The sequence below is a fragment of the Phyllobacterium sp. YR531 genome, from assembly GCF_000282595.1.
Taxonomy (GTDB): Bacteria; Pseudomonadota; Alphaproteobacteria; order Rhizobiales; family Rhizobiaceae; genus Phyllobacterium.
In genome coordinates, this window is record NZ_AKIZ01000022.1 from 253,981 (window position 1) to 277,354 (window position 23,374).

Here is a 23,374-nt window from a genome sequence, read left to right on the forward strand (position 1 = left end):
TGAAATCATGCGAGATTTCTCAAAGGATCATTCGTCGCTCGCTCTCAACACGGCAACGCTTGGCCACAATCTTGATGGTCAGGGTGCTGGCTGGTCGTCGGAACAGGTAATAGATGCTTGCGCTAAACGAGGCTACGGCGCGATCACCTATTGGCGGCGGGAAGTCGGCAAACGGGCATTCGAAATTGGTCAGCGAACGCGCGCTGCCGGTCTGACCGTCAGTGGATTGTGCCGTTCACCATTTCTGGTTGGGCCGTTAGCACCTCCAACCCGTAGTGCTGTTCTGGATGACTTTCGTGCTTCTTTAGCTGTAGCGTCAGACCTCGGTGCGTCATGTCTCACCATATGTGTGGGCGGAATTGTGCCAGGTTCGCACAGTATGACAGAGAGCTTGAAACAAGTGCGGGAAATAGTTGCAGAGGTCGCCGATGAAGCCCAGTCTGCAAAAGTGAAGCTGGCGCTTGAGCCGCTTCATCCTGCCTATGGTGGCAATCGTTCCTGTCTTGTCACCGTTCGTGATGCGGTAGATATGTGTGAGCAGATTGCGCACCCGGCGGTTAGTGTTGCCATAGACGTCTATCACGTCTGGTGGGACCTGACACTCGGGCAAGAATTGCTTCGTCTCGGCGGCGACAGGATTGCCGGTTATCATCTCTGCGACTGGCTGGCAGACACTCAGGATGTGTTGCTTGACCGGGGCATGATGGGCGACGGTGTTTCGGATCTGAGGTCAATTCGGAAGGCGGTGGAATCTGCTGGTTATAAAGGTTTCTGCGAGGTGGAGATATTCTCGGCGCATAACTGGTGGAAGCGCGATCCGAATGAAGTGCTTGATATTTGCCTGGAACGTTTTCGCACGGTTTGCTGAGCATAATGGAAGGTGGTTGCCTCCATCGACGCTTTGAGCCTTGTTATCAGTCAATCAGGAATGTAAATCCGCAGGTCAGAGCAGGTGCATCTGCGATGCAGGCTTTCGATATATTCTTTACGATGTAAGGATGTGATGGTTGAAAGCTCACTGCACATATGGGTTTTGTCCACGTGATCGCTTATCTTCCAGTCATGTTTGAGTATGCGACGAAACCCTGGAAAAGGCTAAAACTCGGTGTGCCGGTTTCACTCGCTCTGCATATCTCCATCGGACTATTGCTGTGGACTGGTCTGTCGATTGAAAAAACGCCTGCACCAAAGGAAAATATCGAAGTAAAACTTGTTCCGCCCCCCGCTGCTCCGCCGAAAGCTGCAGAAAAATCCCAACCCACACCAACGCCCGCGCCCACTCCTCTACCTGCCGGTGGCGCTCCATCCTTTTCAGCAGCCACTGCCAAAGCTGAGCAGAAAACCAAGGAAACAGAACTTCCGCCTGTGATTGCTCCCGAAGAATCCAAGCCGGATACCGCAGATGAAAAGCCAAAACCGGAACAAGCCACGGAAGCTCAGAAGCCAAAAGAGCCTGAAAAGCCGATTTCGCCGGACGGTATGAAGCCAGCGCCCGAAGAAAAAACACGCCCGGAAGCTAAAGCAGAGCAATCGGCAGAATCTGCAGAAACCAAACCGACCGAAAAGCCGAGCAATCTCGCGCCAGCCAAGCAGCTTTTTTCAGAGGAATCGCTTTCAAGCTTCAGGGTGAGGCAGTCAGCCCGCAAAATGTCAGCTAGCGACCGTATCAAACAGCTTTGCACGATTGAGGCGCTGGAACAGGTGAGACGTCAAAGACCAGGTTCGTTCCCCGATCTTCTTGTGCCTTACAGTCGTTCAGGTGAACGGCTTTCGGATTACGCTTTAAATGCGAGTGGCGGGGCTTTCCGCAGCAGAGGAGATTGGTACAACATCAACTTCAAATGTACTGTCGACAACAGCAGGAGCAAGGTTGTCTCGTTTAGTTTTGCAGTGGGTGATGCAGTCCCGAAAAGTGAATGGAGTGGCCGCGGTCTTTTGATTGACTGACGTGTGAGCTCAGGAGCGGGGGTAATATGACAAAGAATAATACAAATCCGAAGGTCGATTCGTTTCTGAATAAGGCAACGAAATGGAAAACGGAATTTGAGGCACTAAGAGCAATTGCTCTCGAATGCGATCTTACTGAAGAGCTGAAATGGGGTGTGCCTTGTTACACGTATCAGGGCAGCAATATCGTACTGATACACGGGTTTAAAGAATATTGCGCCATGCTGTTTATTCAGGGGGCTCTGTTGAAAGACCCTGCCGGTATCCTCATCCAACAAACGAAGAACGTACAATCTGCGCGCCAGATAAGGTTTACCAGTTTGCCCGAAGTTGCTGGGGTTCAGGCGGTTTTGAAGAATTACATTCAGGAAGCGATAGAATTGCAAAAGGCCGGTTTGAAGGTCGATTTCAAGAAGACCAGAGAGTTCGCTGTTCCAGAAGAGTTTCAGAGCAGGCTCGACAATAAAACGACCCTGAAAAAAGCTTTCGAAGCACTGACACCTGGACGGCAGCGGGCATATCTTCTTCACTTTTCATCAGCCAAACAATCCAAAACCCGTGAAGCCAGAATCGAAAAATCATTGCCAAAAATTCTCGAGGGCAAAGGTTTGGACGACTAGCCTTTCCGATTGCTACAGCGATAGCTTGTAACCTTCATGGGTGGGGTTGAACCCGAGCGAGGCATAAAATCTTAAAGCATCCAGCCGTGTTTTGTCCGAGGTCAATTGGACGAGACCGCAACCGCGCTCTTTGAAATTTGAGATCGCCCATTCAATCATGCGCCGACCGATGCCTTGGTCCCGGTAACCCGCAGCGATTCGCACACTCTCGATTTGACCGCGCCACATGCCGCTACGTGAAAGGCCGGGAATGTAGGAAAGCTGCATACAGCCGATGATTGTTTCGTCATGCAGGACTGTCACCAGAAGTTGGTTGGGATCGTCTCCAATTGCTCTGAAGGCTTGAATATATGCACCATCTACCGGATCAGAAACAACTTCTCGCGTTTGTCCAATCTCATCATCTGCCAGCAGCGCAATCAAATGGGACAGGTCACTTTGCACAGCCTTGCGAAATATCAGCGTCAACATGGTTTCATTCCCATTATAAAGTTGGATTGAGGTGACCACAATTTCGCCAATATTTGCGCTCCCTCACAACTAGTTGTAATTGATTACTTTACAGGATCGTTCATAAATCGCGAAACTCAACTTGTCATACAAGAAGGCGGATTCATTCCGTATGCAAATTGCCATGTCGACATACCAAACCGGTCCATGGACTGAAAAAGAAATCTCCATAGTCCGCAGGTTCTATCCGAACTATGTCAGACTGTCGGAATTGCTGCCGACGCGCAGTCCAGCAGCAATTCGTGGGCAATGTCGCAGGCTCAATCTTTCACCAAGCAAACACAATTGGACCATGCAGGAAATTGTGCGCCTGTCTGATCTGTTTCCCCGATCGTCATGGATGGAGCTTCGCCGCGAGTTCCCATTTGCTACCGAGAAGATGTTGCAAAGCATGGCAAACAAGCACGGGATTCATCGCCGCGTGCAAAAACAGCCTGCGGTTGAGCGGGCATAATTCTGCAAGTTCGATTGATGCCTGATTCAGGCGTGTTGCTGAACGCTTAACCCGCCATCTATCGTGAGGCAGGTCGCGTTCATGAAGGGACACTCGTCCGATATCATAAAGACCGCAGCCAATGCGATCTCTTCGGGAGTGGCAATCCGCCCTCCGGGATGCAGTGCCATTGTCTTGGCTTTCGCAGCTTCGGGGTCGGCAAACGAATTCCAGTAATCAATCACCTTTTGGGTCGCGACATATCCCGGAGCCAATGCGTTGACGCGGATTCCTTTGGAGGCATATTCAATCCCTAATGACTTCGTCATTCCAAGCAGAGCATGTTTGGCAAGAGGGTAGGGAAATGTACCCGGAATAATGGTGAAGGCATGTGTTGAAGCGATGTTCAAAATTGTGCCGCCACCATTGGCGATCATATTGGGCAAAACAGCTTTGCTGCAGTTCCAAGCGCCCCTCAGATTAATGTCAAAACAGCGCTGCCACTCCTCATCGCTTGTGGCGAGCGGCTCGTTGAAGACATTTATTCCCGCGTTGTTGATTAATGCGTTGATTGGTCCAATGGTCTTTGCTGCGTGGCTTACGGCATCCACTATGAGCGCCTCATCGGTAATGCTGGCAACGACCCAGACGACTTTCGATTCGTTGGTAGGCAGTCGGGATATGGCTTCTTTTAGCAGAGGTCCATCCGTATCAATCAGAAGCAGGCTCGCTCCTTCCTTGATGCAGGCTTGCGCTATCGCATAGCCAATACCCTGAGCGGCCCCTGTTATCATGATGTTCTTTTCAGACAACCGGCCCACCATGGTTCTTACCTTCTTGTTTCTTCAATTTGTATTTGGAAGCTTCCGGCCATTTGCTGGCCAGGTTGCAATACAGTCATACCACCAAGGTCACTCATATTATGTCCGTTGGGCAAATGGGTCATCGGCTCAAAGCAAAAGAAATCAGCCTCGCGTTGCGGAGCATAAATCATGTAATGCGAGAATATGCGATCAGCTGCAAGTTCCGCTCTCATCTGGAGTTCTGGCCAGATTATCCGGGCGATTCCGTCCCACTCCGCGAACGCATTATTGATCCAGCGATCAGGCAGGGTTTTCAGAATGTCAAAGTCCAAATCTGCGGGAACTGCCCCCGGCTTATCGGGCAGATGGCCAGTTGTTTCGCTCCAGAAAGTCTGTGCAAATGCCCGCAAAAGTGTCTTCGGGGTTCTTGGGAAGAACGGATGAAATCCAAGTCCGAATGGTAGCGCAAATTCGCCTTTGTTTTCGATTTTCAGACTCAAGGAAAGAATGTTTCGATCAATTGAAATGGTCTGTTCGGCAAGGTAGCGATAAGGCGTCTGAGGTGATGATCCCTGTTCGTAAGTCAAGACGATGCTGGTTTCGGTTTGCCGAACGGGAACCCAAGCTCCCTGCCAGCCATCGCCATGCAGATAGAGAGTGTCAGTGGCCGTGTTTGCGGTGAACCCATATCTGCGTTCTTGAAAGTAAAACTGGTTCTCCGCTACCCGATTGCCAAATGGCACAAAAGGAAAGCATGCAACGGGTGTTGGATACAGAAAAGGTTTCCCACGATAGTTTGCGCGTGTCACACCCCCGCCATTCAGACTGATCTCAACGTCCAGCACCTCATTGCATAAACGAAGCATCAGCCCTTGCGGCCCGCAGCGCCGGACCTCAAATTGTCGAGCAGAACCGCGAGCAGCAAGATCAATCCGCGCACGACATATTGATAGAAGGCCTGAATGTTCAACAGGTTCATAACATTTTCAGCAATGCCCATGATCAGAACGCCAACGATGACACCCGTCATTGCGGCTCGACCGCCTGCAAGCGATACACCGCCCAGAACGCATGCGGAAATCACGGATAATTCGAGGCCTGTGGCGGCATTCGGCTGGCCTGATGTAATGCGTGAAGCCAAGAGTATTCCGGCGATAGCGCATACAAGGCCTTGAAGGGCAAAAATCCAGATGCGCATCGATACAACATTGACGCCCGCCAGCCGCGAAGCTTCCGGATTGCCGCCCATGGCAAGAATGTTCTTCCCGAAAACTGTCCGGTTCAGGATGAATCCGAATGCAATGAACAGAACCAGCATCACCCAGATTGGAGTGGGTACACCCAGAAACTTCGAAAGGGCAAGCTGGTAGAAATTTGGGTCATTGATGCCGACTGCTCGGCCATCAGATGAAATCAAGGCAAATCCGCGCACGATCTGCATCGTGGCCAGCGTGGTGATCAATGCATTGATGCGAAACCGCGCAATAACCACGCCATTGATCAGGCCAACCAGTGATCCGCATATGAGCGCTGCGATAAGGCCGAGCAATATCGAACCAGTTGCGTTCGATGCCATGACTGCAATCATCCCAGAAAATGCAACCGTGGAACCAACGGAGAGATCGAAATCCCGTGAAGCGAGACAGAGCATCATCGTACAGGCGACAATGCCAATTGTAACAACCGACTGCAGCAAACCAAGCATATTACGTTCAGTCAGAAAATTCGGAACGAAGACCGCAACGATCGCAAAAGCCAGAACAAATATTACCACCAGGCCCTGTTCGCCGAGCAGGATTTTTTTAAGGGACGTATTCATATCAAGCCTTTTCAAATTAGGTCAGGCGACGGCAACTGTCTTGTCAGGCAGTGCTGCGGCGAGGATTTTCCGGTCGTCGAACATTTCGCGCTCATATTGTGCAGCGATGCGCCCGTTGCACATCACCGCTATCCTGTCGCTGATACCCATCACCTCAGGTAGTTCACTAGAGATGACGATTATCGCAATGCCGCTTTCAGCGAGTTCATAGAGAATATTGTAAATTTCCGCCTTGGCTCCGACATCGATGCCCCGCGTTGGCTCGTCTATGACCAGCACTTTAACGCCCTGCTCGGACAACCATCGACCAAGGATAACCTTTTGCTGATTTCCCCCAGAAAGGTTGATTATATCCTGTTTTCGCGACGGCGTGCGTATGCGCAGCTTCTGGATAAATGTATCAGCTAGCTTTGCTTCCTGGCTCAGGCGAAGTATTCCAAACGGGGAAAAGTGACGGCGGGAGGAAACAGCGATGTTCTCCTCAATGGAACGTCCTTGGATAATTCCATCGAATTTGCGGTCTTCCGGACAAAGCACGATACCTGCTTCAATGGAGTGCCTCGGATCGTTGGGCGGGACAATTACACCATCCACTGAAACAGTGCCTGAGCGGCGATTGTCTGCACCATAAAGCAGCCGGGTCATTTCCGAGCGACCTGCTCCTATGAGACCGAAGAAACCGAGAATCTCTCCGGATTTAACGTCGAAACTGATTGGCTGAGGTAGTATTCGCCCGCTGAGCTGATCAACCTTCAATCGGGTCTGTCCGATCTGGCGGGAACGCCATCCCCAGATATTGCTGATCTCGCGGCCAACCATTTCTGTAATGACGCGGTCACGTGTCACGCCTTCAAGACTGCTATGATGCGCAGCAAGTTTGCCATCTCGCAAAACAGTCAGACTGTCGCAAAGGCGAAATACCTCATCCAGCCTGTGCGAGATGTAAAGAATGATTTTGCCTTGTGCCTTCAGGCGGTCGATCAGCGAGAACAGGATTTCGCTTTCCCGTGAAGAAAGCGATGAAGTTGGTTCGTCCAGAGCGATAATGCGTGCGTCCAGCATTACCGCTTTGGCTATTTCGACCATCTGCCGTTGGCCAATTGAAAGGTTTGCAACTTTTATATTGGGATCGACCTCGATACCAATAGCTTGGAGCTTTTCGGAAACCTCAAAGACAAGCTTTTTGAAATCAATCATGCCTGCGCGGGCCGGAAATCTGCCAAGCCAAAGATTTTCAGCTACGGTCAATTCGGCAACGAGCTGCAATTCCTGATGGATGACGATGACACCTGCATTGAAAGCATCGCGGGCAGATGTATAGCCTTGCAAAGACCCATCAATCCATATCTCGCCACTATCCGCCGATTGATCGCCGGAAAGTATGCGGATCAGTGTAGATTTGCCTGCGCCGTTTTCGCCCATAAGGCCGTGCACAGCACCTTTTTCGACAGCGAATGAAATATCCGACAGTGCCTGTACGCCCGGATATCCTTTGCTGATGTTTTTGAATTCAAGGAAAGATGCCATGATCGGCCAACCTTTCAAGTCATGCGTGCTGACAAGAGCAAGGCGACAGGCCGATCAGCCTGTCGCTTGATGTTGAGCTTTACTCGATCCCGAGTTCCTTGCGCACTTCGGCATAATTACCGCGCAAAGCAAGCTGGCCAGCTGTCAGGGTCAGTTTTTCCGGTTCTTTGTCATTCGCAATCCACTCAAACATGTTGAGGGCGGTTTCATAACCATGACGTTTTGGCGAGATGATAACCGTGCCAAAGAAACCTGTCGGAGTTGGCTTCTTGAACTCGTTGATTGCAGATTCTGCTCCACCGATTCCAATTCCGATAACCCCATCGGCTGGAATGCCGACACTTTCGGTTGCCCGAACGGCCCCTAATACTGATTCATCATTCAAGCCAACAGCAACCCAGTGCTTGATACCGGCATTCTTGTTAAGAACGACAGTTGCTGCGTTGAGCGCTGCTTCAGTGTCGGTCTTGGCCTGCGGAGCATCGAAAATATTGGCTTGCGGGAAACCGGCAGCCTTGAGAACAGAGAGCGCACCCTCGACCCGGTCCACTGCGGTTGGCAGTTGATCATACGATACCCGGATTGCACCTACGCTGTTGATGTCCCAGCCACGCTTCTTGATTTCGTCCACCATTGCCTGGCCGACCGCCTCGCCGATCTTGGTCGCGGAAATACCCATATGTGGCACATCGGCAAGTGGCTCACCATCAGCGCCAACGAGCCGGTCATCCACGGTCATCATCTTGAGCTCGTTAGCCGTTGCTTTTGCAACGATGCCCGGCCCAAGCTTCACGTCAGGAGTACAGATAATGAAACCCTGGGCTCCCTGGGCGCCAAGATTGTCGATAGCGGACTGAACCTTTTCTCCGTCTTCCGCGCCGATCTTGACGAGTGTGAACCCTTTTTCCTTCGCAGCCACATCTGCAAATTTCCATTCGTCCTGAAACCATGGTTCCTCAGGTTGTTTGACGATGAAACCTATTTTTACGTCCGCGGCGAAAGCACTGCCTGCTGCCATAACGGCAACTGTGCCAGCTAATACGGCTGCTCTCAAAAAGCGCATATCTCTCTCCCAAAAATATTGGCTGCTCCCTGCAGCACGACAATGGTTAAGTTAAATCATCATACTAGTCAATTGCCAATGTATGATGATTGAGATAGTAGTGAGATAGCTGCTGGAATGGTAGGACAGGTTGCCGCCAGCAATGGTGGAGATTCTTACAAGCTTGCGGCATTTACAGCGGGTGCTGTGCCGGATCGGAGGGCAGGGTGGAGCCAACAATTCTCAGAGAGACTGGTGCTGACGGCACCGTGCGGCGACCTCGCGTTCAGAAAAATGTGACGGCTGCTATTGCAATGGAAATTTGTGCTGACCGTTACCCTTCGGGAACGATTCTCCCGCGCGAGAACGATCTGTGCGCAGAATATGGTGTCAGCCGCACTGTTATACGGGAATCCTTGAAAACTCTTGAGTCGAAGGGGTTGGTGCGTGGCAAGCCCCGCGTCGGCACCACTGTTTGCGACAAGGACGATTGGAATATTCTAGACCAGCAAGTGTTGGAATGGATGGGGCCGCATATTGCCAGTTTCGATCTTCTGGGATGTATCCTCGAAGCACGCCGCACCGTTGAGCCGGTTGCTGCGGAGCTGGCCGCCGAAAGGGCAACGGCTCAAGAGATAGCCGATCTTGAAAAAGCATGGCAGGGAATGCGTGACAGCGAGGGCGACATTCAAAGGTTTACCGATGCGGATGTCGCCTTCCACGTTACACTTCTCAAAGCCAGCCACAATCAGGTGTTCCGCCAGCTCTCCGGTATTATCCATGCGGCGCTCAAATATTCCCTCCAGGCATCCAACGAGGCGGTAGAAACCCGCGATGAAGCTATTGCTGCCCATGGTCAGCTTGTTGAAGCATTGCGGATGCGTGACCGGTTAGCAGCACGCGCGTGCTCTGGCCGCTTGCTGGATCTTGCAGCCCGGGATTTGTCATCTGCCCTGCAGGAAAGCAGGGCGCGTCAGGTATAATTGAATACTGAAAGTACAGGCATATGAAGATTACCAAGTTTACGACATATATCGTGCCGCCCCGTTGGCTGTTTTTAAAGATAGAAACCGATGAAGGGGTTGTTGGCTGGGGCGAGCCTGTTGTGGAAGGGCGCGCATTGACCACGGAGGCCGCCGTTCATGAATTGGCGGATTATCTTATCGGAAAAGATCCGTTCCTGATCGAAGATCATTGGAATGTCCTGTATCGCGGCGGTTTTTATCGCGGCGGTGCTGTTCACATGAGTGCACTTGCCGGCATTGATCAGGCACTTTGGGATATCAAGGGCAAAGCTCTTGGACAGCCTGTGCATTCTCTTTTGGGCGGCCAGTGCCGTGACAAGATCAAAGTCTATTCATGGGTTGGCGGGGATCGCCCATCCGATGTTGCGCGCAATGCTACGGAGATGGTTGCGCGCGGCTTCAAGGCCATCAAGCTTAATGGCTGTGAGGAAATGCAGATCGTCGACAGTTGGGAAAAAGTTGACAAGGCGGTCGCAACCATCGCCACCATTCGGGAAGCCATCGGGCCGCATATCGGTATTGGTGTCGATTTTCATGGTCGTGTCCACCGGCCAATGGCAAAAGTTCTCGCCAAGGAACTGGATCAGTATAAACTCATGTTTATAGAAGAGCCGGTTCTTTCCGAGAATTATGAAGCCCTCAAGGAAATCGCCAATCACTGCTCAACACCTATTGCGCTGGGGGAGCGTCTCTATTCCCGCTGGGATTTCAAGCGCATACTTGCCGAAGGTTATGTTGATATCATCCAACCGGACCTGTCTCACGCAGGCGGCATTACCGAATGCCGTAAGATAGCAGCCATGGCTGAAGCCTATGATGTGGCATTGGCTCCCCACTGTCCGCTTGGTCCTATTGCGCTTGCGGCCTGTCTGCAGATTGATGCCGTTAGCTACAATGCCTTCATCCAGGAGCAAAGCCTCGGAATCCATTACAACAAGGCCAATGATATTCTGGATTACATCAGCAACAAGGATGTCTTCCAATATGATAACGGCTTTGTCAGCATTCCCCAAGGACCCGGACTGGGCGTGGAAGTGGATGAAGCCCATGTTGCTGAGCGTGCCAAGGAAGGTCATCGCTGGCGCAACCCGATCTGGCGTCACGAGGATGGCAGCTTTGCCGAGTGGTGATACGGCTCGCAGATCAGCCTCCTGTCGCCGGAGGTGAGCAGCAGTTCTCATATGCCGCAGTGACACATGGTAATCGTGCAATTGGAACATGCGCGATGCTCAAGATCACTATTGGTTGATGGATCGTTTGGATGGACAGCCGGGGAAATCGGCCTATCTTGGGTGGACAGCCCGACTCTTGCGGGCTCCCTCCACAGATCTACCATTAACCAGTATGGGCATAAATCCAATGACAAAAGGTTCCGATCTACTTGTAGCAGCGCTTGAAAATGAAGGCGTTGATCGAATTTTCGGCATTCCGGGCGAAGAAAATCTGGATGTTGTCGAGTCGATACGGAAGTCTTCCATCCAGCTTGTCCTGACAAGGCACGAACAGGCAGCTGCCTTCATGGCCGCCACCTATGGTCGTCTCACAGGTAAGCCCGGTGTGTGCCTGACCACGCTTGGACCGGGTGCATTGAACCTTTCAACAGGTGCGGCCTATGCATTGTTGGGCGCGATGCCCATGATCATGATCACCGGACAAAAGGGGATATTGTCTTCCAGACAGGCGCGTTTTCAGGTGGTTGATGTGGTGGCGTCGATGAAACCCTTGACCAAGCTATCACGGCAGATTGTGTCGCCCCAGACAATTCCGACCACAGTGAGAGAGGCATTCAGGATCGCACAGGAAGAGCGGCCCGGCCCGGTACACCTGGAGCTTCCTGAAGATATTGCCGCGGAAGAGTGCGAGTCTGTTCCGCTGATTGCGCCGCATCCTGTAGAGTTGCCAACCGCTGGCGACATCGCGCTGGATCGCGCGGCATCGCTGATCATCGCAGCGAAACGACCATTATTGATGTTTGGCGCTGCTGCATCACGTCCCCGGTCGACTTCCGACATTGCGCAGTTTGTGGTTCGAACCCAAATTCCTTTCTTCACGACCCAGATGGGGAAGGGGACCGTTCCGGGCGGAACCGAACTCTATATGGGAACCGCGGCACTTTCAGAACGGGACTATGTTCATGAGGCGATCGAACAGGCCGATCTGATCATCACCATAGGTCATGATACGATTGAAAAGCCTCCCTTCATCATGGGCAAAGGTGGCCCAAAGGTTGTTCACGTTGGCTATTTGCCCGCGACGGTAGAGCAGGTCTATTTCCCTCAATCGGAAGTCATCGGCGATATTGGTCCATCACTCAAGGAACTGGCAGATCGTATCGAAGGAAAGCTGCCGAATGCTCAGGCATTGCTTCACTTGCGCGAAGGTATCCTCAGCAGAATTGCGGCACGTGCAACCGAAGACCGCTTTACGCCTCAGCGTCTGGTCCATGACATAAGGGAAGTGATGCCGCATGACGGCATTCTTGCGCTGGACAACGGGATGTACAAAATCTGGTTTGCCAGAAATTATCGCACCAGAATGGCCAACACGCTGCTTCTCGACAATGCGTTGGCGACGATGGGGGCCGGTCTACCCTCAGCCATGACAGCAGCAATGCTCTACCCGGAGCGCCGTGTCATGGCGGTTTGCGGCGATGGCGGCTTCATGATGAACAGTCAGGAGCTTGAAACAGCGGTACGCATGAAATTGAACCTGGTTGTGCTTATCATCGAGGACGGCGCATATGGGATGATACGCTGGAAACAGGCGGTAGATGAATTCCCCGATTTCGGCATGACTTTTGGTAATCCCGATTTTGTGAAATACGCTGAATCCTACGGCGCCAAAGGAACACGCGTCACTGAAATCGGACAGTTCAAGCAAGCCATTGCAACGGCCTTTGCAGATGGCGGCGTCCATCTCGTCAATGTACCAATCGACTATTCGGAAAATGAGCGTGTACTTGTGAAGGAATTGCGTGAACGACTGCCAGCAATATTGGAGGCCTGAAATGACAGCGGCCATGAAGGTTTATCAGGCATTTGATCGCGCGCTCATTCAGGAGCTTGCGGCTGACGATCAGAATGCTCTTGAACGGAAGTTGCATTTGGCGGCTGCAGCATTTGCGGATAAGGCCGGTTGGTTGCCGACCCATGAACGAATGGCCATTCTGCGCAAAACATCAGCTTTGCTGGAAACCAATCGTGATCGCTTTGCTTTAATGATCGCCCGTGAAGGCGGCAAGCCACTGCCCGATGCCATTATTGAAGTCACGCGGGCAATCGATGGTCTGCTTAATGCGGCAGATGAATTGCGCAATTTTGGCGGCAAGGAAATCCCGATGGGTCTTACCGCCGCAAGTGGAAACAGATGGGCTTTCACCACCAAAGAGCCGATTGGTGTCGTTGCGGCAATATCAGCGTTCAACCACCCGCTAAATCTTATCGTTCACCAGATCGCGCCAGCTATTGCGGTTGGTTGCCCAGTCATCATAAAACCGGCCTCGACAACGCCGATTTCATGCATTGAGTTGGTCAAATTGTTCCATGAGGCCGGACTGGATGAACGTTGGTGCCAGACTCTCATCACCGAGGACAATGTGCTGGCAGAGCTGTTGGCGACAGACCCGCGCATCGCGTTCCTGAGCTTCATCGGTTCGGCAAAGGTTGGCTGGTATTTGAAAGGCAAGCTTCCGCCGGGAACACGATGTGCACTGGAACATGGTGGTGCTGCTCCGGTTATTGTTGACCGTAGTGCTGATATCGAAAAGATCACAGGCACAATTGTCAAAGGCGGCTATTATCACGCGGGTCAGGTTTGCGTTTCATCCCAGCGTCTTTTTGTGCATGAGGAAGTATTGTCTGCATTCACAGAGGCGTTTGCTGAAAAAGTTGCTGCTCTGCGTGTCGGTGATCCCATACTGAAGGACACAGAAGTTGGCCCGTTGATTTTACCCAAGGAAGCTGATCGCGTGTCTACGTGGATCAAGGAAGCAACTGATGGCGGCGCTGCGGAGATTGGCGGCGGTCGCTTGTCTGAAACGACCTTGCTTCCATCAATTCTGCTCAATCCTGCGTCCGATGCAAAAGTGTCCAAACTCGAAGTATTCGGACCATTGACCTGTATCTATAGCTATAGTGATCTTGATAAGGCGATAGGTATCGCCAACTCTCTGCCTTTCGCTTTTCAGGCCAGCGTCTTTGCATCCGATATCTCGGTAGCGTTAAAGGCTGCCCGGCACCTCGATGCATCAGCCGTTTTGATCAACGACCACACTGCTTTCCGCACTGACTGGATGCCTTTCACCGGCCGTCGCCAATCGGGGTATGGCATTGGTGGTATTCCATGGACAATGGAAGAGATGGCGGATGATAAAATGGTGGTATTCAATCAGGTGAGCTGATTTGCAGCACGCCTGTTGAAAGTACTTGCTGCTTGCGTTTAGCGAACCAGTAGCGGTAGGAGCTGATTACCCTGCCGCTTTATCTCGGACAGGTATGGTGTATCGGAAAGGACAAAATGGGTGATGCCCAGTTCCTGATATTTCAGCAGTGAGCTTGCGACATCGGCAGCAGAGCCTACCAGCCACGTCGTGCCCGCGCCTCCACCACCATATTTTCCAGGCGCCGTATACAGATTATCGTCAAGAATTTCGCCTTTCGCATGCAGATCAGTCAACCGTTTCTGGCCAACGGCAATTGACTGTCGATGGTCCTGCCAACCTGCGGCTTTGTTCTTGGCCATTTCGGCAACCTTGGCTTCGGCATCCGCCCAAGCCTGATCTGTCGTATCGCGAACGAGAGTGGTGATTCGCAACCCGAACTCCAGTGGCGGAAGATCGCGGTCCAGTTCTTTACTCAGAGCCTTTAGGCGCGCAATCCGTTCGCGGACGCCATCAAGTGGTTCGCCCCAGAAAAGCTGGACATCAGCCTCTGTGGCAGACACTCGTTCGGCCGCCTCTGATGCGCCTCCAAAATAGAGCTTGGGATGCCGCCTGTCTCCACGTGCTTCGATGCGCGGTGCAGTCGTGGATTCGGCGACACTGAAATGCTCGCCATTGTATGTCACGTTCTCTTCGGTCCAAAGCCTGCGTACCAGCCGCATGAATTCCTTGGTGCGGCCATAGCGGTGAGCCTGATCCCCTTCGCTGTCACCATATGCGGCAAGGTTGTCCAGACCCGAAACGATGTTCACCCGGACCCGGCCACCGGAAAGCTGATCCAGCGTGGCAGCAGCAGATGCAAAATTTGCCGGGCGCCAATAACCTGGCCGAATTGCGATAAGGGGCTCGAATGTCGTTGTGCGGGCAGTGAGCGCGGTGGCAACCGTGAATGTATCGGGTCGGCCCCAGCCAGTGCCGACGAGCGCTCCTTTCCAGCCGTGATCTTCCAGTGCCTTCGCGTGAGCGGTCAGTGTTTCCAGGCTGTTGTGGTTTTCCGCAGTAGGGTCGCCCCTGTGGCCGGCTTTCACATCATTGGGAATATACCAAAGAAACTCGGAATTGCTGCTCATTCTATAGGATGCCCTTCGATGTATGGCGCTGGCAGCTCTAACCCTGCCAGATTCAAGCTCAATGGATATGCAACTGTTTGATATTGTCTGGCGCCGCACTGACCGGATTGAGACCTGACCGGTAAAGGGTGGCGATCATCTCCTGCGTTCTTCCAACGTCAGGAATGACATCACGCAGCAACTCACTCGACGAGATGCGGATATTTGATACAACGTTCAGTCCGAAAGACTGCATAAGCATGTCTATCTCCAACTCGGTGCATTGTTGAGTTGGGTTGTTGCTATGTGTCTCTACCAGAAGCGTGGGCTTGCCGCGAAGTGCTGCCGGATCCGCCATCTCAAACAGATAACGCAGTAAGGCCGGATAGCCGGTGGGCGTTTTAACAGATAACCCGACGATCAGCAGGTCAGACCGCTCGATTTTATCAAGTGCATCTTTGGCGAGGCCGCCAAGTTCTGTTCTGAAAGAAGCAGCTCTCAGGCTGCTGCTTAACTCGGATAACTCAAAGCAATCGGAATTCAGACTGAATGAATCCTCGACCGAATGGATGAGATTCTGGATGACCGCGCTGGTCTTTGACCCGATTTGCGGGCGTGTTGAAAGCCCTACTATCAAATGATTCCCTGACATCTCACGTCCTCCGCAGGTTGGAAACCGACTGATTTGTGTGTTGAGCATGCTCGAAACGTCATGAGTCACTGTAAGTCGACTTGTTCGGTAGTGTAAAGAGACATGCAAACTTTAATCAAGCTGGTCTGGCTTCGGATACATGCCGAGCCTATGCTTTGCCGAAAGGTTGCAGGTTATAAAGGGAGAAGAAAATGTCACACGATCATGAGCATTCACACCGATGGAAAGAGGATGGTGTTCGGGTAATCAAGGGTGACAGGCTGGATTCCAATACTCCACAAACACCTGGCATGTTTCGTCAGGCTGCAATCAACCATGCCCGCGTCGGTGCTCAGAAAATCTGGGCAGGTACTGTTACAATTGCCCCGAATGCAAAAACCGGCGTCCATCATCATGGAGAACTGGAAAGTGTCATTTTTGTCGTGCGTGGCAAAGCGCGCATGCGCTGGGGCGAGAATCTTGAATATGTCGCGGAAGCAGAGCCCGGCGACTTTATCTACGTTCCGCCATTTGTACCCCATCAGGAAATCAATGCGGATCCGCTGCAACCGTTGGAATGCGTACTGGTCAGGTCTGACAATGAAGCTGTTGTGGTGAACATAACAGACATCGATCCTGTCGAAACGCCGGAAGAGGTCTATTGGGTGGACCCTATACACAAGCATCCATAATCTGCCCCGGTCTGCCTTGCCCTTAAATTCCATGGTTCGCGCCGCTTGACATATGAAGTCCAGTAGCAAGATTGGACCGACGAAATATTCTACCCAGCTGAGGAGTCCGCCATGTCCAAAAATCCATATTATGCACCGCAAGGCGGACATCCTGCGCAAAGTCAGCTTCTTACGGGTCGTGCTGTATTCACCACCGCCTATGCAGTGATTCCGAAAGGGGTCATGCAGGACATCGTAACGAGTCCTCTGCCGTTCTGGGAGAAGACACGTTGCTGGATCATTGCCCGGCCTCTTTCAGGATTCGCCGAGACTTTTTCGCAGTATATTATGGAGGTTGCACCCGGAGGCGGAAGCACTCGTCCCGAGCTCGACCCAAAGGCTGAGGGAGTGCTTTTTGTCGTAGAGGGCGAGTTGCGACTGACGATTGCAGGTCAGGCCCATATCTTGCAGCCTGGTGGCTATGCGTTCATTCCGCCCGCTACTGACTGGAAGGTTTTGAATGCAACAGACGCTCACGTTCGTTTTCACTGGATACGTAAAGCCTATGAGGCGGTAGAAGGAATTGAAACTCCGCCACCACTGATCCTCAACGAGAACGATATCGCTCCGACTGTCATGCCTGATACTGATGGTGGATGGGCAACAACGCGTTTTGTCGACCCTGCAGACATGCGTCACGACATGCATGTCACCATTGTTACGCTAAAACCCGGAGCCGTCATTCCTTTCGCTGAAACCCACGTCATGGAGCATGGGCTCTACGTTATTCAGGGCAAAGCTGTCTATCGCCTCAATCAGGATTGGGTTGAGGTCGAAGCTGGTGATTTCATGTGGTTGCGTGCCTTCTGTCCGCAGGCTTGTTACGCTGGTGGACCTGAGCCATTCCGCTATCTGCTCTACAAGGACGTGAACAGGCACATGAAGCTTGGGACAATTTTCAACGGCGTGAAAGCTTAGTTGGCAGCACTGATCTAACAGTTCTGAGTTAGCCGCAAGTCAGAAGTCGTCGCCGCCTCGATGGGGCAGGTCGGTGTTGTGCCCCTCACTTACGATAACCCAAAACATCGCGAAGGTCGGTTGACTCCCGTTTAAGTTGTTTGCTAATACGCATTAGCGCTAATACGTATTAGCAAATTGGGGAGCGATGGATTGAGTTCGGCAAGACGATTGACGCAGCACGATATCGCCAAGCTGGCTGGTGTAAGCCAAGCCACAGTCTCGCTTGTGCTGAACGATGCTCAGGCTGCTGCTACGCGCATTCCGGGCGAAACACGCGAACGCATACTCAAGATCATTCGCGAGACTGGTTATGTCGCTGATCCCATCGCCCGGCGCATGGCGAAAGGTCTCAATCGAATACTCGGCGTTTTCACCTATGAGCCGGCTTTCCCAAGCGCTCAGGCGGATTTCTTCGCGCCCTTTCTTCTCGGTATAGAGGAGGAAGCACAGCGACAGAACTATGATCTGCTTTTGCTGACCAGCGCCGGTATTGGCGAGAAAAGGGAAATCTTCGGTGACGGTAACCGATTGCGTTTGGCCGATGGTTGCCTTGTGCTCGGCAGGCAGTTCAATCGCACTGAACTCAAACAACTTGTGCAGGGCGAATATCCTTTTGTTGCTGTAGGGCGCCGCGAAAACGCGGGCGGTAAGGTGCCATATGTCGGCGGCGGGTATGCGGATGCGACGAAAACACTTGTTGGAAAAGCGAGAGCACTTGGTCATTCCCGTTTGGCTTATGTCGGACCAAAGGGCCCGGCAGAATCGGTGACCGATCGCTGGAAAGGTTTTTCTGATGCGCTTGAGAATGACGCCGAGCTTGTCCTGCATATTCCCCATGCCGGTCAGCCGCCGCATGATATTCTGGAGGCGCTGATTGCCAGCGACAGCACGGCTGTGTTTTTTGTAGAACTTGCTGATGCGATCAAGGTCGAGACAGTGGCACGGCAGCGCGGATTGTCGATACCGGCCGACATGTCGTTTGTGGTTCTTGGCAGTCACATTCGCCCCGAACGTACCACCATACAGTTCGCGTCCTTCAATATTCCCAGAGAAGAAATGGGCCGGCAGGCCACAGCCATGCTGATCGGCAGGATCGAAACTTCCGACCCGGTCCGGCAGGTCCTTCTACCGTGCGAACCTCTCGAGGGTGAAACTCTCGGCCCTGTAAAATCAAGACGGAATTGATAAGCATGAAAGAACTGAAAGCAGATATCCTTGTGGTAGGCGGTGGGCTCGGCGGTGTCGCTGCAGCTTTAGGAGCGCTGCGCGCGGGGCGTACCGTCGTCATGAGCGAGGAGTTCGACTGGATAGGCGGACAGCTTACCAGTCAGGCAGTGCCGCCGGATGAGCATAGCTGGGTCGAACAGTTTGGCGTGACCCGTTCTTATAGGAAATTGCGCGACGGAATCCGTCAATATTACCGTGATCATTATCCTCTCAATGAAGGTAGCCGTGCCTGGCACGATCTTAATCCGGGTGCCGGGTGGGTTAGCCGCCTATGCGCCGAACCGCGTGTCGGTCTTGCCGTACTTGAAGCCATGCTCTTGCCCTATCGTGGCAGCGGAAAATTGACAGTTTTGCAGCCTTACCTGCCAATAGCGGCAAGTGTTGATGGCGATGTGGTTCGCTCGGTAACACTGCGCCATCGGGACAATGCGGAAGAGCTGACAGTCACTGCCCGCTACATCATCGACGCCACGGAATTGGGTGATGTCCTGCCATTGACCGGCACCGAATATGTCACCGGCTTTGAGAGTCAGAATGATACCGGTGAGCCAAGTGCTGCCAGCGAAGCCCAGCCGGACAATGTTCAGGCTATCTCCGTCTGCTTTGCCATTGATCACATAGATGGTGACCAGACGATAGATAAACCGGAAAACTATGATTTCTGGCGGCAATACCAACCTCATTTCTGGGGTGGACCTTTGCTCGGATTCAAGGCTCCGCATCCGCGTACGCTGGAGATCACCGAGCGGAGCTTCACACCTAATCCGGATGATGATCCACTGCTTGTTGATGCAGATCAACGCAAGGGTGGTGGGGATGAAAATCTCTGGACATTCCGCCGTATAGCGGCGAGGCAAAACTTTCTTCCGGGAAGTTATCAGTCAGATATATGTCTCGTGAACTGGCCCATGATCGATTATCTGGAGGGGTCGGTCATTGATGTGCCGGAAGCAGAAAAGGCACGTCATCTGAAGGCTGCAGCCGACCTTTCCTATTCCGTATTCTATTGGCTTCAGACCGAAGCCCCGCGGGCGGAAGGCGGTAATGGATTTCGCGGGCTGCGGTTGCGCGGTGATGTTACCGGAACCAGTCACGGACTTGCAATGGCTCCCTATATTCGGGAAAGCCGCCGCATCAAACCTGTTACGCGCATTGTCGAGCAGGATCTTTCTTTCGCAGTCCGAGGGGAAAAAGGCGCGGTCAACTATCGCGACAGCATTGGCGTCGGCATGTATCGCATTGATCTTCACCCGTCGACTGGGGGCGATAACTACATTGACGTGCCGTCATGCCCGTTTGAAATACCCTTGGGCGCGCTTCTGCCCCAACGTATGAAAAACATCCTGCCTGCAGGCAAGAACATTGGCACAACCCACATAACCAATGGTTGCTACCGGCTGCATCCGGTCGAGTGGAATGTAGGCGAGGTCGCCGGAATGCTGGCTGCTCATTGCCTCAACCATAGCCTGACGCCTCATCAGGTTCAGGAGAATGATGATCATCTGTCGGACTTCCAGTCGCAACTTTCCCGGGAGGGGATCGAGATGCGCTGGCCGGATATACAAGCCTACTAAAAAAGAAGGGGAGGAAACATGTCTAACCATATCAGTCTCAAATCATGCGTCGCTGCATTGGCAATTGGTCTTTCGCTTACGGTTTTTGGCAATGCATCAGCGCAGAACGCCGTAAAGCTTCGCATGACGATCTGGAGCGCCAATGAGGCGCACCTGAAGCTTTTCAACGATATGGCGGCAGGTTTCAAACAAACTCATCCAAATGTGACCGTAACCTATGAGTCACTGCCATTCGAGACTTATACCACTGCACTGACAACACAGATCGCCGGTGGCAATGCACCTGACATGGCGTGGATTTTCGAGACCACCGCCTATGACTTTGTCAGCTCCGGCGCTCTCTATCCCTTGGGTGACAAGCTCGCTGCCCTTAAAGGCTATAATCTTGATGAAGTCAGTTCTGGTGCTACTGAACGCTGGTCCAAGGATGGCAAGCTCTACGCCTATCCATTTTCAACATCACCCTTCGCGGTATTTGCAAATAATGATCTCATTCGCAAAGCAGGAGCAAAGACCCCTGCCGAATTGATCAAATCCGGCGAATGGACTTGGGAAAAGGCCATCGAAACAGCTTCTGCTGTAGGTAAAACGGGCAAGGGCGGGCTTATCGTCCGGGATTTCAATTATCAGAACTGGCAAAATCTTGCTGCCATATGGAATGGCTGGGGGGCCTCACCGTGGAGTGAGGATGGCAAGAATTGCACCTTTGGTGAAAAGCCCATGACTGATGCCTTGTCATTCATTCATGATGCTGTTTTCAAAAACAAGGCCATGCCAGGTCCCGGCGAGAATATGGACTTCTTTGCTGGCGATGCGGCGATGACAATCACACAGATCAGTCGCGCGTCCCTGCTGCCAAAACAGAATGGTTTCGAGTGGGATCTCGTGCCTTTGCCAACAGGTCCAGCCGGAGAATATGCCCTGATAGGGCAGGCGGGTATCGGCGTCATGCAGTCGAGTGCTCATGCGGACATTGCTGCAGATTTCGTCGGCTATATGACCAATCCTGAAAACTCGGCAAAGTTGGCGCAGTTCTTTCCCTCAGCACGCAAATCCCTGTTGAACGCGGAAACACTGAAGAAAACCAATCCACTCCTGTCGCAGGAGCAACTGGATAAGGTGGTGATCGCTGGAATCTCGACCGGCAAGGTCATTCCGGGGCATACCGGCTTTGCGCAAATCCAACAAATGGTTCGTGCCGGACTCGATAGTATATGGACTCCGCAAACGGACATTGCCGCCGCGACACAGAAAATCTGCGGGCAGATCAGCCCGCTTTTGAAGCGCTAGACAATAGCATGAGTGCAAGGCACGCATCCCAGTTCTGGACCATGGCCCGCCGCGATAGCCTGGCCGGTTATCTGTTCATTGCGCCGCAACTTATCGGTATCATTGCATTTGTGCTTTTGCCGCTCTGCCTCGTCTTTTGGTATTCGCTGCATGAGTGGAATGTGCTCGCCAATACCTTCACCTATACCGGGGCACAAAATTACCGGATGCTGCTTGAAGACTCGTCGCTTCCATCGGTTTTGGGGGCGACAGCACTCTTCTCATTCGGTCTGGTTGTTCTCAACATGAGTCTGGCGCTTCTTCTGGCGGTGCTTCTCAACCAGAAACTCAGAGGTATCGCTGTATTCCGGACCCTGTTCTTTTCTCCAGTGGTCGTTTCTTTGGTGGCCTGGACCATTGTCTGGGGGTTTCTGCTCCAGAAGAACGGTGGCATTAATGGCATGCTGCTGACAGTCGGCATAGAGGGGCCTAACTGGTTGCGGGAGCCTGTCACGGCGATGATTTCGGTGATTGTGGTTCAGGTTTTCAAAAATGTTGGGCTCAATATGATCCTGTTTCTTGCGGCGTTGCAGGGTGTTCCGAACGAGCTTTACGAAGCTGCCCGCATCGATGGTGCATCTTCCTTCAAGCAGTTCCGCCGCATTATGCTGCCCATGATCAGTCCAACTATCCTGCTGACCTCCATCATAACGATTGTTGGTTCCTTGCAGGTATTTGCTCAGATCGCCGTGCTCACCCAAGGTGGGCCGGGTGTTTCGACGACCGTGCTAGTCTATTATCTTTACCAGCAGGCGTTCCAGTTTCACTTTTTCGGTTATGGTTCCACCTTGTCGATCATGCTTTTCGTGATCGTCGCGGTCCTGACTTTTGCCCAATGGCAATTGCGCAAAAGGATGGTTTTCTATGAAAGCTGAATTGTCCCCGCGCGCTAAGGTCATGGTCTATGGAGCGATGTGCGTGCTCCTCATTCCCTTTGTTTTCCCGACATGGTGGATGGTGACATCCTCATTCAAACCCGTGAGCGAGATTTTCGCTTTTCCGCCGCGGCTGATACCGGATTCCTGGGATTTCACCACCTATGGCCAAGTGTTCACTCTGCAACCATTTGCAAAGCAATACTGGAATTCGGCCTATATTGCTGCGATTGTGACCGTTGGCACAATGGGCATATCTTCGATGGCCGGTTATGCGTTTGCCCGCATCCGTTTTCCCTTTGCCAATGCCATTTTCATGGTCGTGCTTTTGGGCCTGCTGATACCGTCAGAAGTCACCATCGTTCCCCTGTTCCAGCTGTTCCTGAAACTCGGAATGGTCAACACACACTGGCCTTTGATCCTTGTTCCGATATTTGGAGCGCCCAGCGTGTTCGCAACGTTTGTCATGCGCCAGTTTTTCATTTCACTTCCGGCTGAACTGGAAGAAGCAGCCCGCGTGGATGGTCTCAGTCGGTTCAAGATTTTTACAAAGATCGCCTTACCGCTGTCTCGTCCCGCGCTTGCATCAGTTGCCATATTCACATTCCTGCACAGCTGGAATCTCTATCTTGAGCCGATAGTATTCCTGTCCAGCGCAGACAAATTCACACTGCCGCAGGCGCTTACGCAGTTTACCGATGCCTATGGCGGGCCCATGTGGAACATCCAACTGGCTGCCGCAACGCTGACTGCATTGCCGGTGCTCATTGTTTTCATCATAGCGCAGAAGCATTTCGTTGAAGGCCTGGCGCATACCGGCCTCAAGGGCTGAAA

Annotated in this window: 23 protein-coding genes; 15 read left to right on the forward strand and 8 right to left on the reverse strand. The window is 52.4% G+C overall.

The annotated features are described in order from the left end of the window. Nucleotides 1–7: 7 nt before the first annotated feature. The 3 genes from PMI41_RS14785 to PMI41_RS14795 all read left to right on the forward strand — a co-directional run bounded on the left by PMI41_RS14785 (nt 8) and on the right by PMI41_RS14795 (nt 2,567). Nucleotides 8–868, forward strand: coding sequence for a sugar phosphate isomerase/epimerase family protein (locus tag PMI41_RS14785; RefSeq protein WP_040855256.1), 861 nt, complete (start codon nt 8–10; stop codon nt 866–868). 173 nt (nt 869–1,041) lie between these two features. Beyond that, nucleotides 1,042–1,947 carry a DUF930 domain-containing protein gene (locus tag PMI41_RS14790; RefSeq protein WP_157179401.1) on the forward strand — a complete coding sequence of 302 codons (906 nt, stop codon included), beginning with the start codon at nt 1,042–1,044 and terminating at the stop codon, nt 1,945–1,947. 26 nt (nt 1,948–1,973) lie between these two features. After that, the gene (locus PMI41_RS14795) at nt 1,974–2,567 is read left to right on the forward strand and encodes a DUF1801 domain-containing protein (RefSeq protein WP_008126151.1); all 594 of its coding nucleotides are present in this window, start codon (nt 1,974–1,976) and stop codon (nt 2,565–2,567) included. A gap of 12 nt (nt 2,568–2,579) precedes the next feature. Here the strand turns inward: PMI41_RS14795 and PMI41_RS14800 are convergent, their stop codons facing one another. Further along, nucleotides 2,580–3,038 (reverse strand): GNAT family N-acetyltransferase, encoded by a 459-nt coding sequence (locus tag PMI41_RS14800; protein ID WP_008126152.1) that lies wholly within the window; start codon nt 3,036–3,038, stop codon nt 2,580–2,582. Between the two features lie 163 nt (nt 3,039–3,201). Between PMI41_RS14800 and PMI41_RS14805 the strand changes: the two genes are divergently transcribed. Continuing rightward, nucleotides 3,202–3,531 (forward strand): hypothetical protein, encoded by a 330-nt coding sequence (locus PMI41_RS14805; protein ID WP_157179402.1) that lies wholly within the window; start codon nt 3,202–3,204, stop codon nt 3,529–3,531. Between the two features lie 26 nt (nt 3,532–3,557). Here PMI41_RS14805 and PMI41_RS14810 read toward each other — a convergent pair whose 3' ends face one another. From PMI41_RS14810 to PMI41_RS14830, 5 genes are all read right to left on the reverse strand, one after another. Then, a complete protein-coding gene (locus PMI41_RS14810; RefSeq protein ID WP_008126154.1) occupies nt 3,558–4,334 on the reverse strand; it encodes an SDR family oxidoreductase in 777 nt (258 codons plus the stop codon). A gap of 5 nt (nt 4,335–4,339) precedes the next feature. Then, complete coding sequence (locus PMI41_RS14815) at nt 4,340–5,179, reverse strand: aldose 1-epimerase (RefSeq protein ID WP_008126155.1); 840 nt, start codon at nt 5,177–5,179, stop codon at nt 4,340–4,342. Beyond that, a complete protein-coding gene (gene araH / locus PMI41_RS14820; protein ID WP_008126156.1) occupies nt 5,179–6,132 on the reverse strand; it encodes an L-arabinose ABC transporter permease AraH in 954 nt (317 codons plus the stop codon). Before araH ends, PMI41_RS14815 begins: the two co-directional genes overlap by 1 nt. A gap of 21 nt (nt 6,133–6,153) precedes the next feature. Beyond that, entirely contained in the window at nt 6,154–7,659 is a 1,506-nt protein-coding gene (gene araG / locus PMI41_RS14825) for an L-arabinose ABC transporter ATP-binding protein AraG (RefSeq protein ID WP_008126157.1), read from the reverse strand. 79 nt (nt 7,660–7,738) lie between these two features. Further along, the gene (locus tag PMI41_RS14830) at nt 7,739–8,722 is read right to left on the reverse strand and encodes an arabinose ABC transporter substrate-binding protein (protein WP_008126158.1); all 984 of its coding nucleotides are present in this window, start codon (nt 8,720–8,722) and stop codon (nt 7,739–7,741) included. A gap of 206 nt (nt 8,723–8,928) precedes the next feature. Between PMI41_RS14830 and PMI41_RS14835 the strand changes: the two genes are divergently transcribed. From PMI41_RS14835 to PMI41_RS14850, 4 genes are all read left to right on the forward strand, one after another. Further along, a complete protein-coding gene (locus tag PMI41_RS14835; protein ID WP_008126159.1) occupies nt 8,929–9,684 on the forward strand; it encodes a FadR/GntR family transcriptional regulator in 756 nt (251 codons plus the stop codon). Between the two features lie 23 nt (nt 9,685–9,707). Then, nucleotides 9,708–10,856, forward strand: coding sequence for a galactonate dehydratase (gene dgoD, locus PMI41_RS14840; RefSeq protein ID WP_008126161.1), 1,149 nt, complete (start codon nt 9,708–9,710; stop codon nt 10,854–10,856). Nucleotides 10,857–11,085: 229 nt separating this feature from the next. Beyond that, the gene (locus PMI41_RS14845) at nt 11,086–12,732 is read left to right on the forward strand and encodes an acetolactate synthase large subunit (protein WP_040855264.1); all 1,647 of its coding nucleotides are present in this window, start codon (nt 11,086–11,088) and stop codon (nt 12,730–12,732) included. Nucleotide 12,733: 1 nt separating this feature from the next. Beyond that, nucleotides 12,734–14,125, forward strand: coding sequence for an aldehyde dehydrogenase family protein (locus tag PMI41_RS14850; RefSeq protein WP_008126164.1), 1,392 nt, complete (start codon nt 12,734–12,736; stop codon nt 14,123–14,125). A gap of 38 nt (nt 14,126–14,163) precedes the next feature. Here the strand turns inward: PMI41_RS14850 and PMI41_RS14855 are convergent, their stop codons facing one another. Further along, nucleotides 14,164–15,234, reverse strand: a complete 1,071-nt coding sequence (locus PMI41_RS14855; protein ID WP_008126166.1) for an LLM class flavin-dependent oxidoreductase — start codon at nt 15,232–15,234, stop codon at nt 14,164–14,166. A gap of 58 nt (nt 15,235–15,292) precedes the next feature. Then, the gene (locus PMI41_RS14860; protein WP_157179403.1) at nt 15,293–15,913 is read right to left on the reverse strand and encodes an NAD(P)H-dependent oxidoreductase; all 621 of its coding nucleotides are present in this window, start codon (nt 15,911–15,913) and stop codon (nt 15,293–15,295) included. Nucleotides 15,914–16,056: 143 nt separating this feature from the next. Here PMI41_RS14860 and PMI41_RS14865 point away from each other — a divergent pair, with 143 nt between their 5' ends. From PMI41_RS14865 to PMI41_RS14895, 7 genes are all read left to right on the forward strand, one after another. Further along, nucleotides 16,057–16,536: a cupin domain-containing protein gene (locus tag PMI41_RS14865; protein ID WP_008126170.1), complete on the forward strand. Its 480-nt coding sequence runs from the start codon at nt 16,057–16,059 to the stop codon at nt 16,534–16,536. A gap of 111 nt (nt 16,537–16,647) precedes the next feature. Next, nucleotides 16,648–17,493, forward strand: a complete 846-nt coding sequence (locus PMI41_RS14870) for a bifunctional allantoicase/(S)-ureidoglycine aminohydrolase (protein WP_008126173.1) — start codon at nt 16,648–16,650, stop codon at nt 17,491–17,493. 192 nt (nt 17,494–17,685) lie between these two features. Continuing rightward, nucleotides 17,686–18,720, forward strand: coding sequence for a LacI family DNA-binding transcriptional regulator (locus PMI41_RS14875; protein ID WP_008126175.1), 1,035 nt, complete (start codon nt 17,686–17,688; stop codon nt 18,718–18,720). A gap of 5 nt (nt 18,721–18,725) precedes the next feature. Next, on the forward strand, nt 18,726–20,336 hold the full coding sequence (locus PMI41_RS14880; protein ID WP_008126176.1) for an FAD-dependent oxidoreductase: 1,611 nt from the start codon (nt 18,726–18,728) through the stop codon (nt 20,334–20,336). An 18-nt stretch (nt 20,337–20,354) separates the two neighbouring features. Beyond that, on the forward strand, nt 20,355–21,626 hold the full coding sequence (locus tag PMI41_RS14885) for a sugar ABC transporter substrate-binding protein (RefSeq protein WP_008126178.1): 1,272 nt from the start codon (nt 20,355–20,357) through the stop codon (nt 21,624–21,626). 8 nt (nt 21,627–21,634) lie between these two features. Continuing rightward, nucleotides 21,635–22,540 carry a sugar ABC transporter permease gene (locus PMI41_RS14890; protein ID WP_040854989.1) on the forward strand — a complete coding sequence of 302 codons (906 nt, stop codon included), beginning with the start codon at nt 21,635–21,637 and terminating at the stop codon, nt 22,538–22,540. Further along, nucleotides 22,530–23,372: a carbohydrate ABC transporter permease gene (locus PMI41_RS14895; RefSeq protein WP_008126181.1), complete on the forward strand. Its 843-nt coding sequence runs from the start codon at nt 22,530–22,532 to the stop codon at nt 23,370–23,372. The genes PMI41_RS14890 and PMI41_RS14895 overlap by 11 nt, the downstream gene beginning before the upstream one ends. Nucleotides 23,373–23,374 lie beyond the last annotated feature (2 nt).

What these genes read in the sequence shown, in the direction of transcription:
- PMI41_RS14830 (WP_008126158.1), bottom strand. Translation starts at nt 8,722, where the DNA reads ATGCGCTTTTTGAGAGCAGCCGTATTAGCTGGCACAGTTGCCGTTATG.
- dgoD (WP_008126161.1), top strand. Translation starts at nt 9,708, where the DNA reads ATGAAGATTACCAAGTTTACGACATATATCGTGCCGCCCCGTTGGCTG.
- PMI41_RS14880 (WP_008126176.1), top strand. Translation starts at nt 18,726, where the DNA reads ATGAAAGAACTGAAAGCAGATATCCTTGTGGTAGGCGGTGGGCTCGGC.
- araH (WP_008126156.1), bottom strand. Translation starts at nt 6,132, where the DNA reads ATGAATACGTCCCTTAAAAAAATCCTGCTCGGCGAACAGGGCCTGGTG.
- PMI41_RS14810 (WP_008126154.1), bottom strand. Translation starts at nt 4,334, where the DNA reads ATGGTGGGCCGGTTGTCTGAAAAGAACATCATGATAACAGGGGCCGCT.
- PMI41_RS14785 (WP_040855256.1), top strand. Translation starts at nt 8, where the DNA reads ATGCGAGATTTCTCAAAGGATCATTCGTCGCTCGCTCTCAACACGGCA.
- PMI41_RS14805 (WP_157179402.1), top strand. Translation starts at nt 3,202, where the DNA reads ATGTCGACATACCAAACCGGTCCATGGACTGAAAAAGAAATCTCCATA.
- PMI41_RS14890 (WP_040854989.1), top strand. Translation starts at nt 21,635, where the DNA reads ATGAGTGCAAGGCACGCATCCCAGTTCTGGACCATGGCCCGCCGCGAT.
- PMI41_RS14855 (WP_008126166.1), bottom strand. Translation starts at nt 15,234, where the DNA reads ATGAGCAGCAATTCCGAGTTTCTTTGGTATATTCCCAATGATGTGAAA.
- PMI41_RS14865 (WP_008126170.1), top strand. Translation starts at nt 16,057, where the DNA reads ATGTCACACGATCATGAGCATTCACACCGATGGAAAGAGGATGGTGTT.
- PMI41_RS14885 (WP_008126178.1), top strand. Translation starts at nt 20,355, where the DNA reads ATGTCTAACCATATCAGTCTCAAATCATGCGTCGCTGCATTGGCAATT.
- PMI41_RS14800 (WP_008126152.1), bottom strand. Translation starts at nt 3,038, where the DNA reads ATGTTGACGCTGATATTTCGCAAGGCTGTGCAAAGTGACCTGTCCCAT.
- PMI41_RS14795 (WP_008126151.1), top strand. Translation starts at nt 1,974, where the DNA reads ATGACAAAGAATAATACAAATCCGAAGGTCGATTCGTTTCTGAATAAG.
- araG (WP_008126157.1), bottom strand. Translation starts at nt 7,659, where the DNA reads ATGGCATCTTTCCTTGAATTCAAAAACATCAGCAAAGGATATCCGGGC.
- PMI41_RS14870 (WP_008126173.1), top strand. Translation starts at nt 16,648, where the DNA reads ATGTCCAAAAATCCATATTATGCACCGCAAGGCGGACATCCTGCGCAA.
- PMI41_RS14895 (WP_008126181.1), top strand. Translation starts at nt 22,530, where the DNA reads ATGAAAGCTGAATTGTCCCCGCGCGCTAAGGTCATGGTCTATGGAGCG.
- PMI41_RS14850 (WP_008126164.1), top strand. Translation starts at nt 12,734, where the DNA reads ATGACAGCGGCCATGAAGGTTTATCAGGCATTTGATCGCGCGCTCATT.
- PMI41_RS14860 (WP_157179403.1), bottom strand. Translation starts at nt 15,913, where the DNA reads ATGCTCAACACACAAATCAGTCGGTTTCCAACCTGCGGAGGACGTGAG.
- PMI41_RS14845 (WP_040855264.1), top strand. Translation starts at nt 11,086, where the DNA reads ATGACAAAAGGTTCCGATCTACTTGTAGCAGCGCTTGAAAATGAAGGC.
- PMI41_RS14815 (WP_008126155.1), bottom strand. Translation starts at nt 5,179, where the DNA reads ATGCTTCGTTTATGCAATGAGGTGCTGGACGTTGAGATCAGTCTGAAT.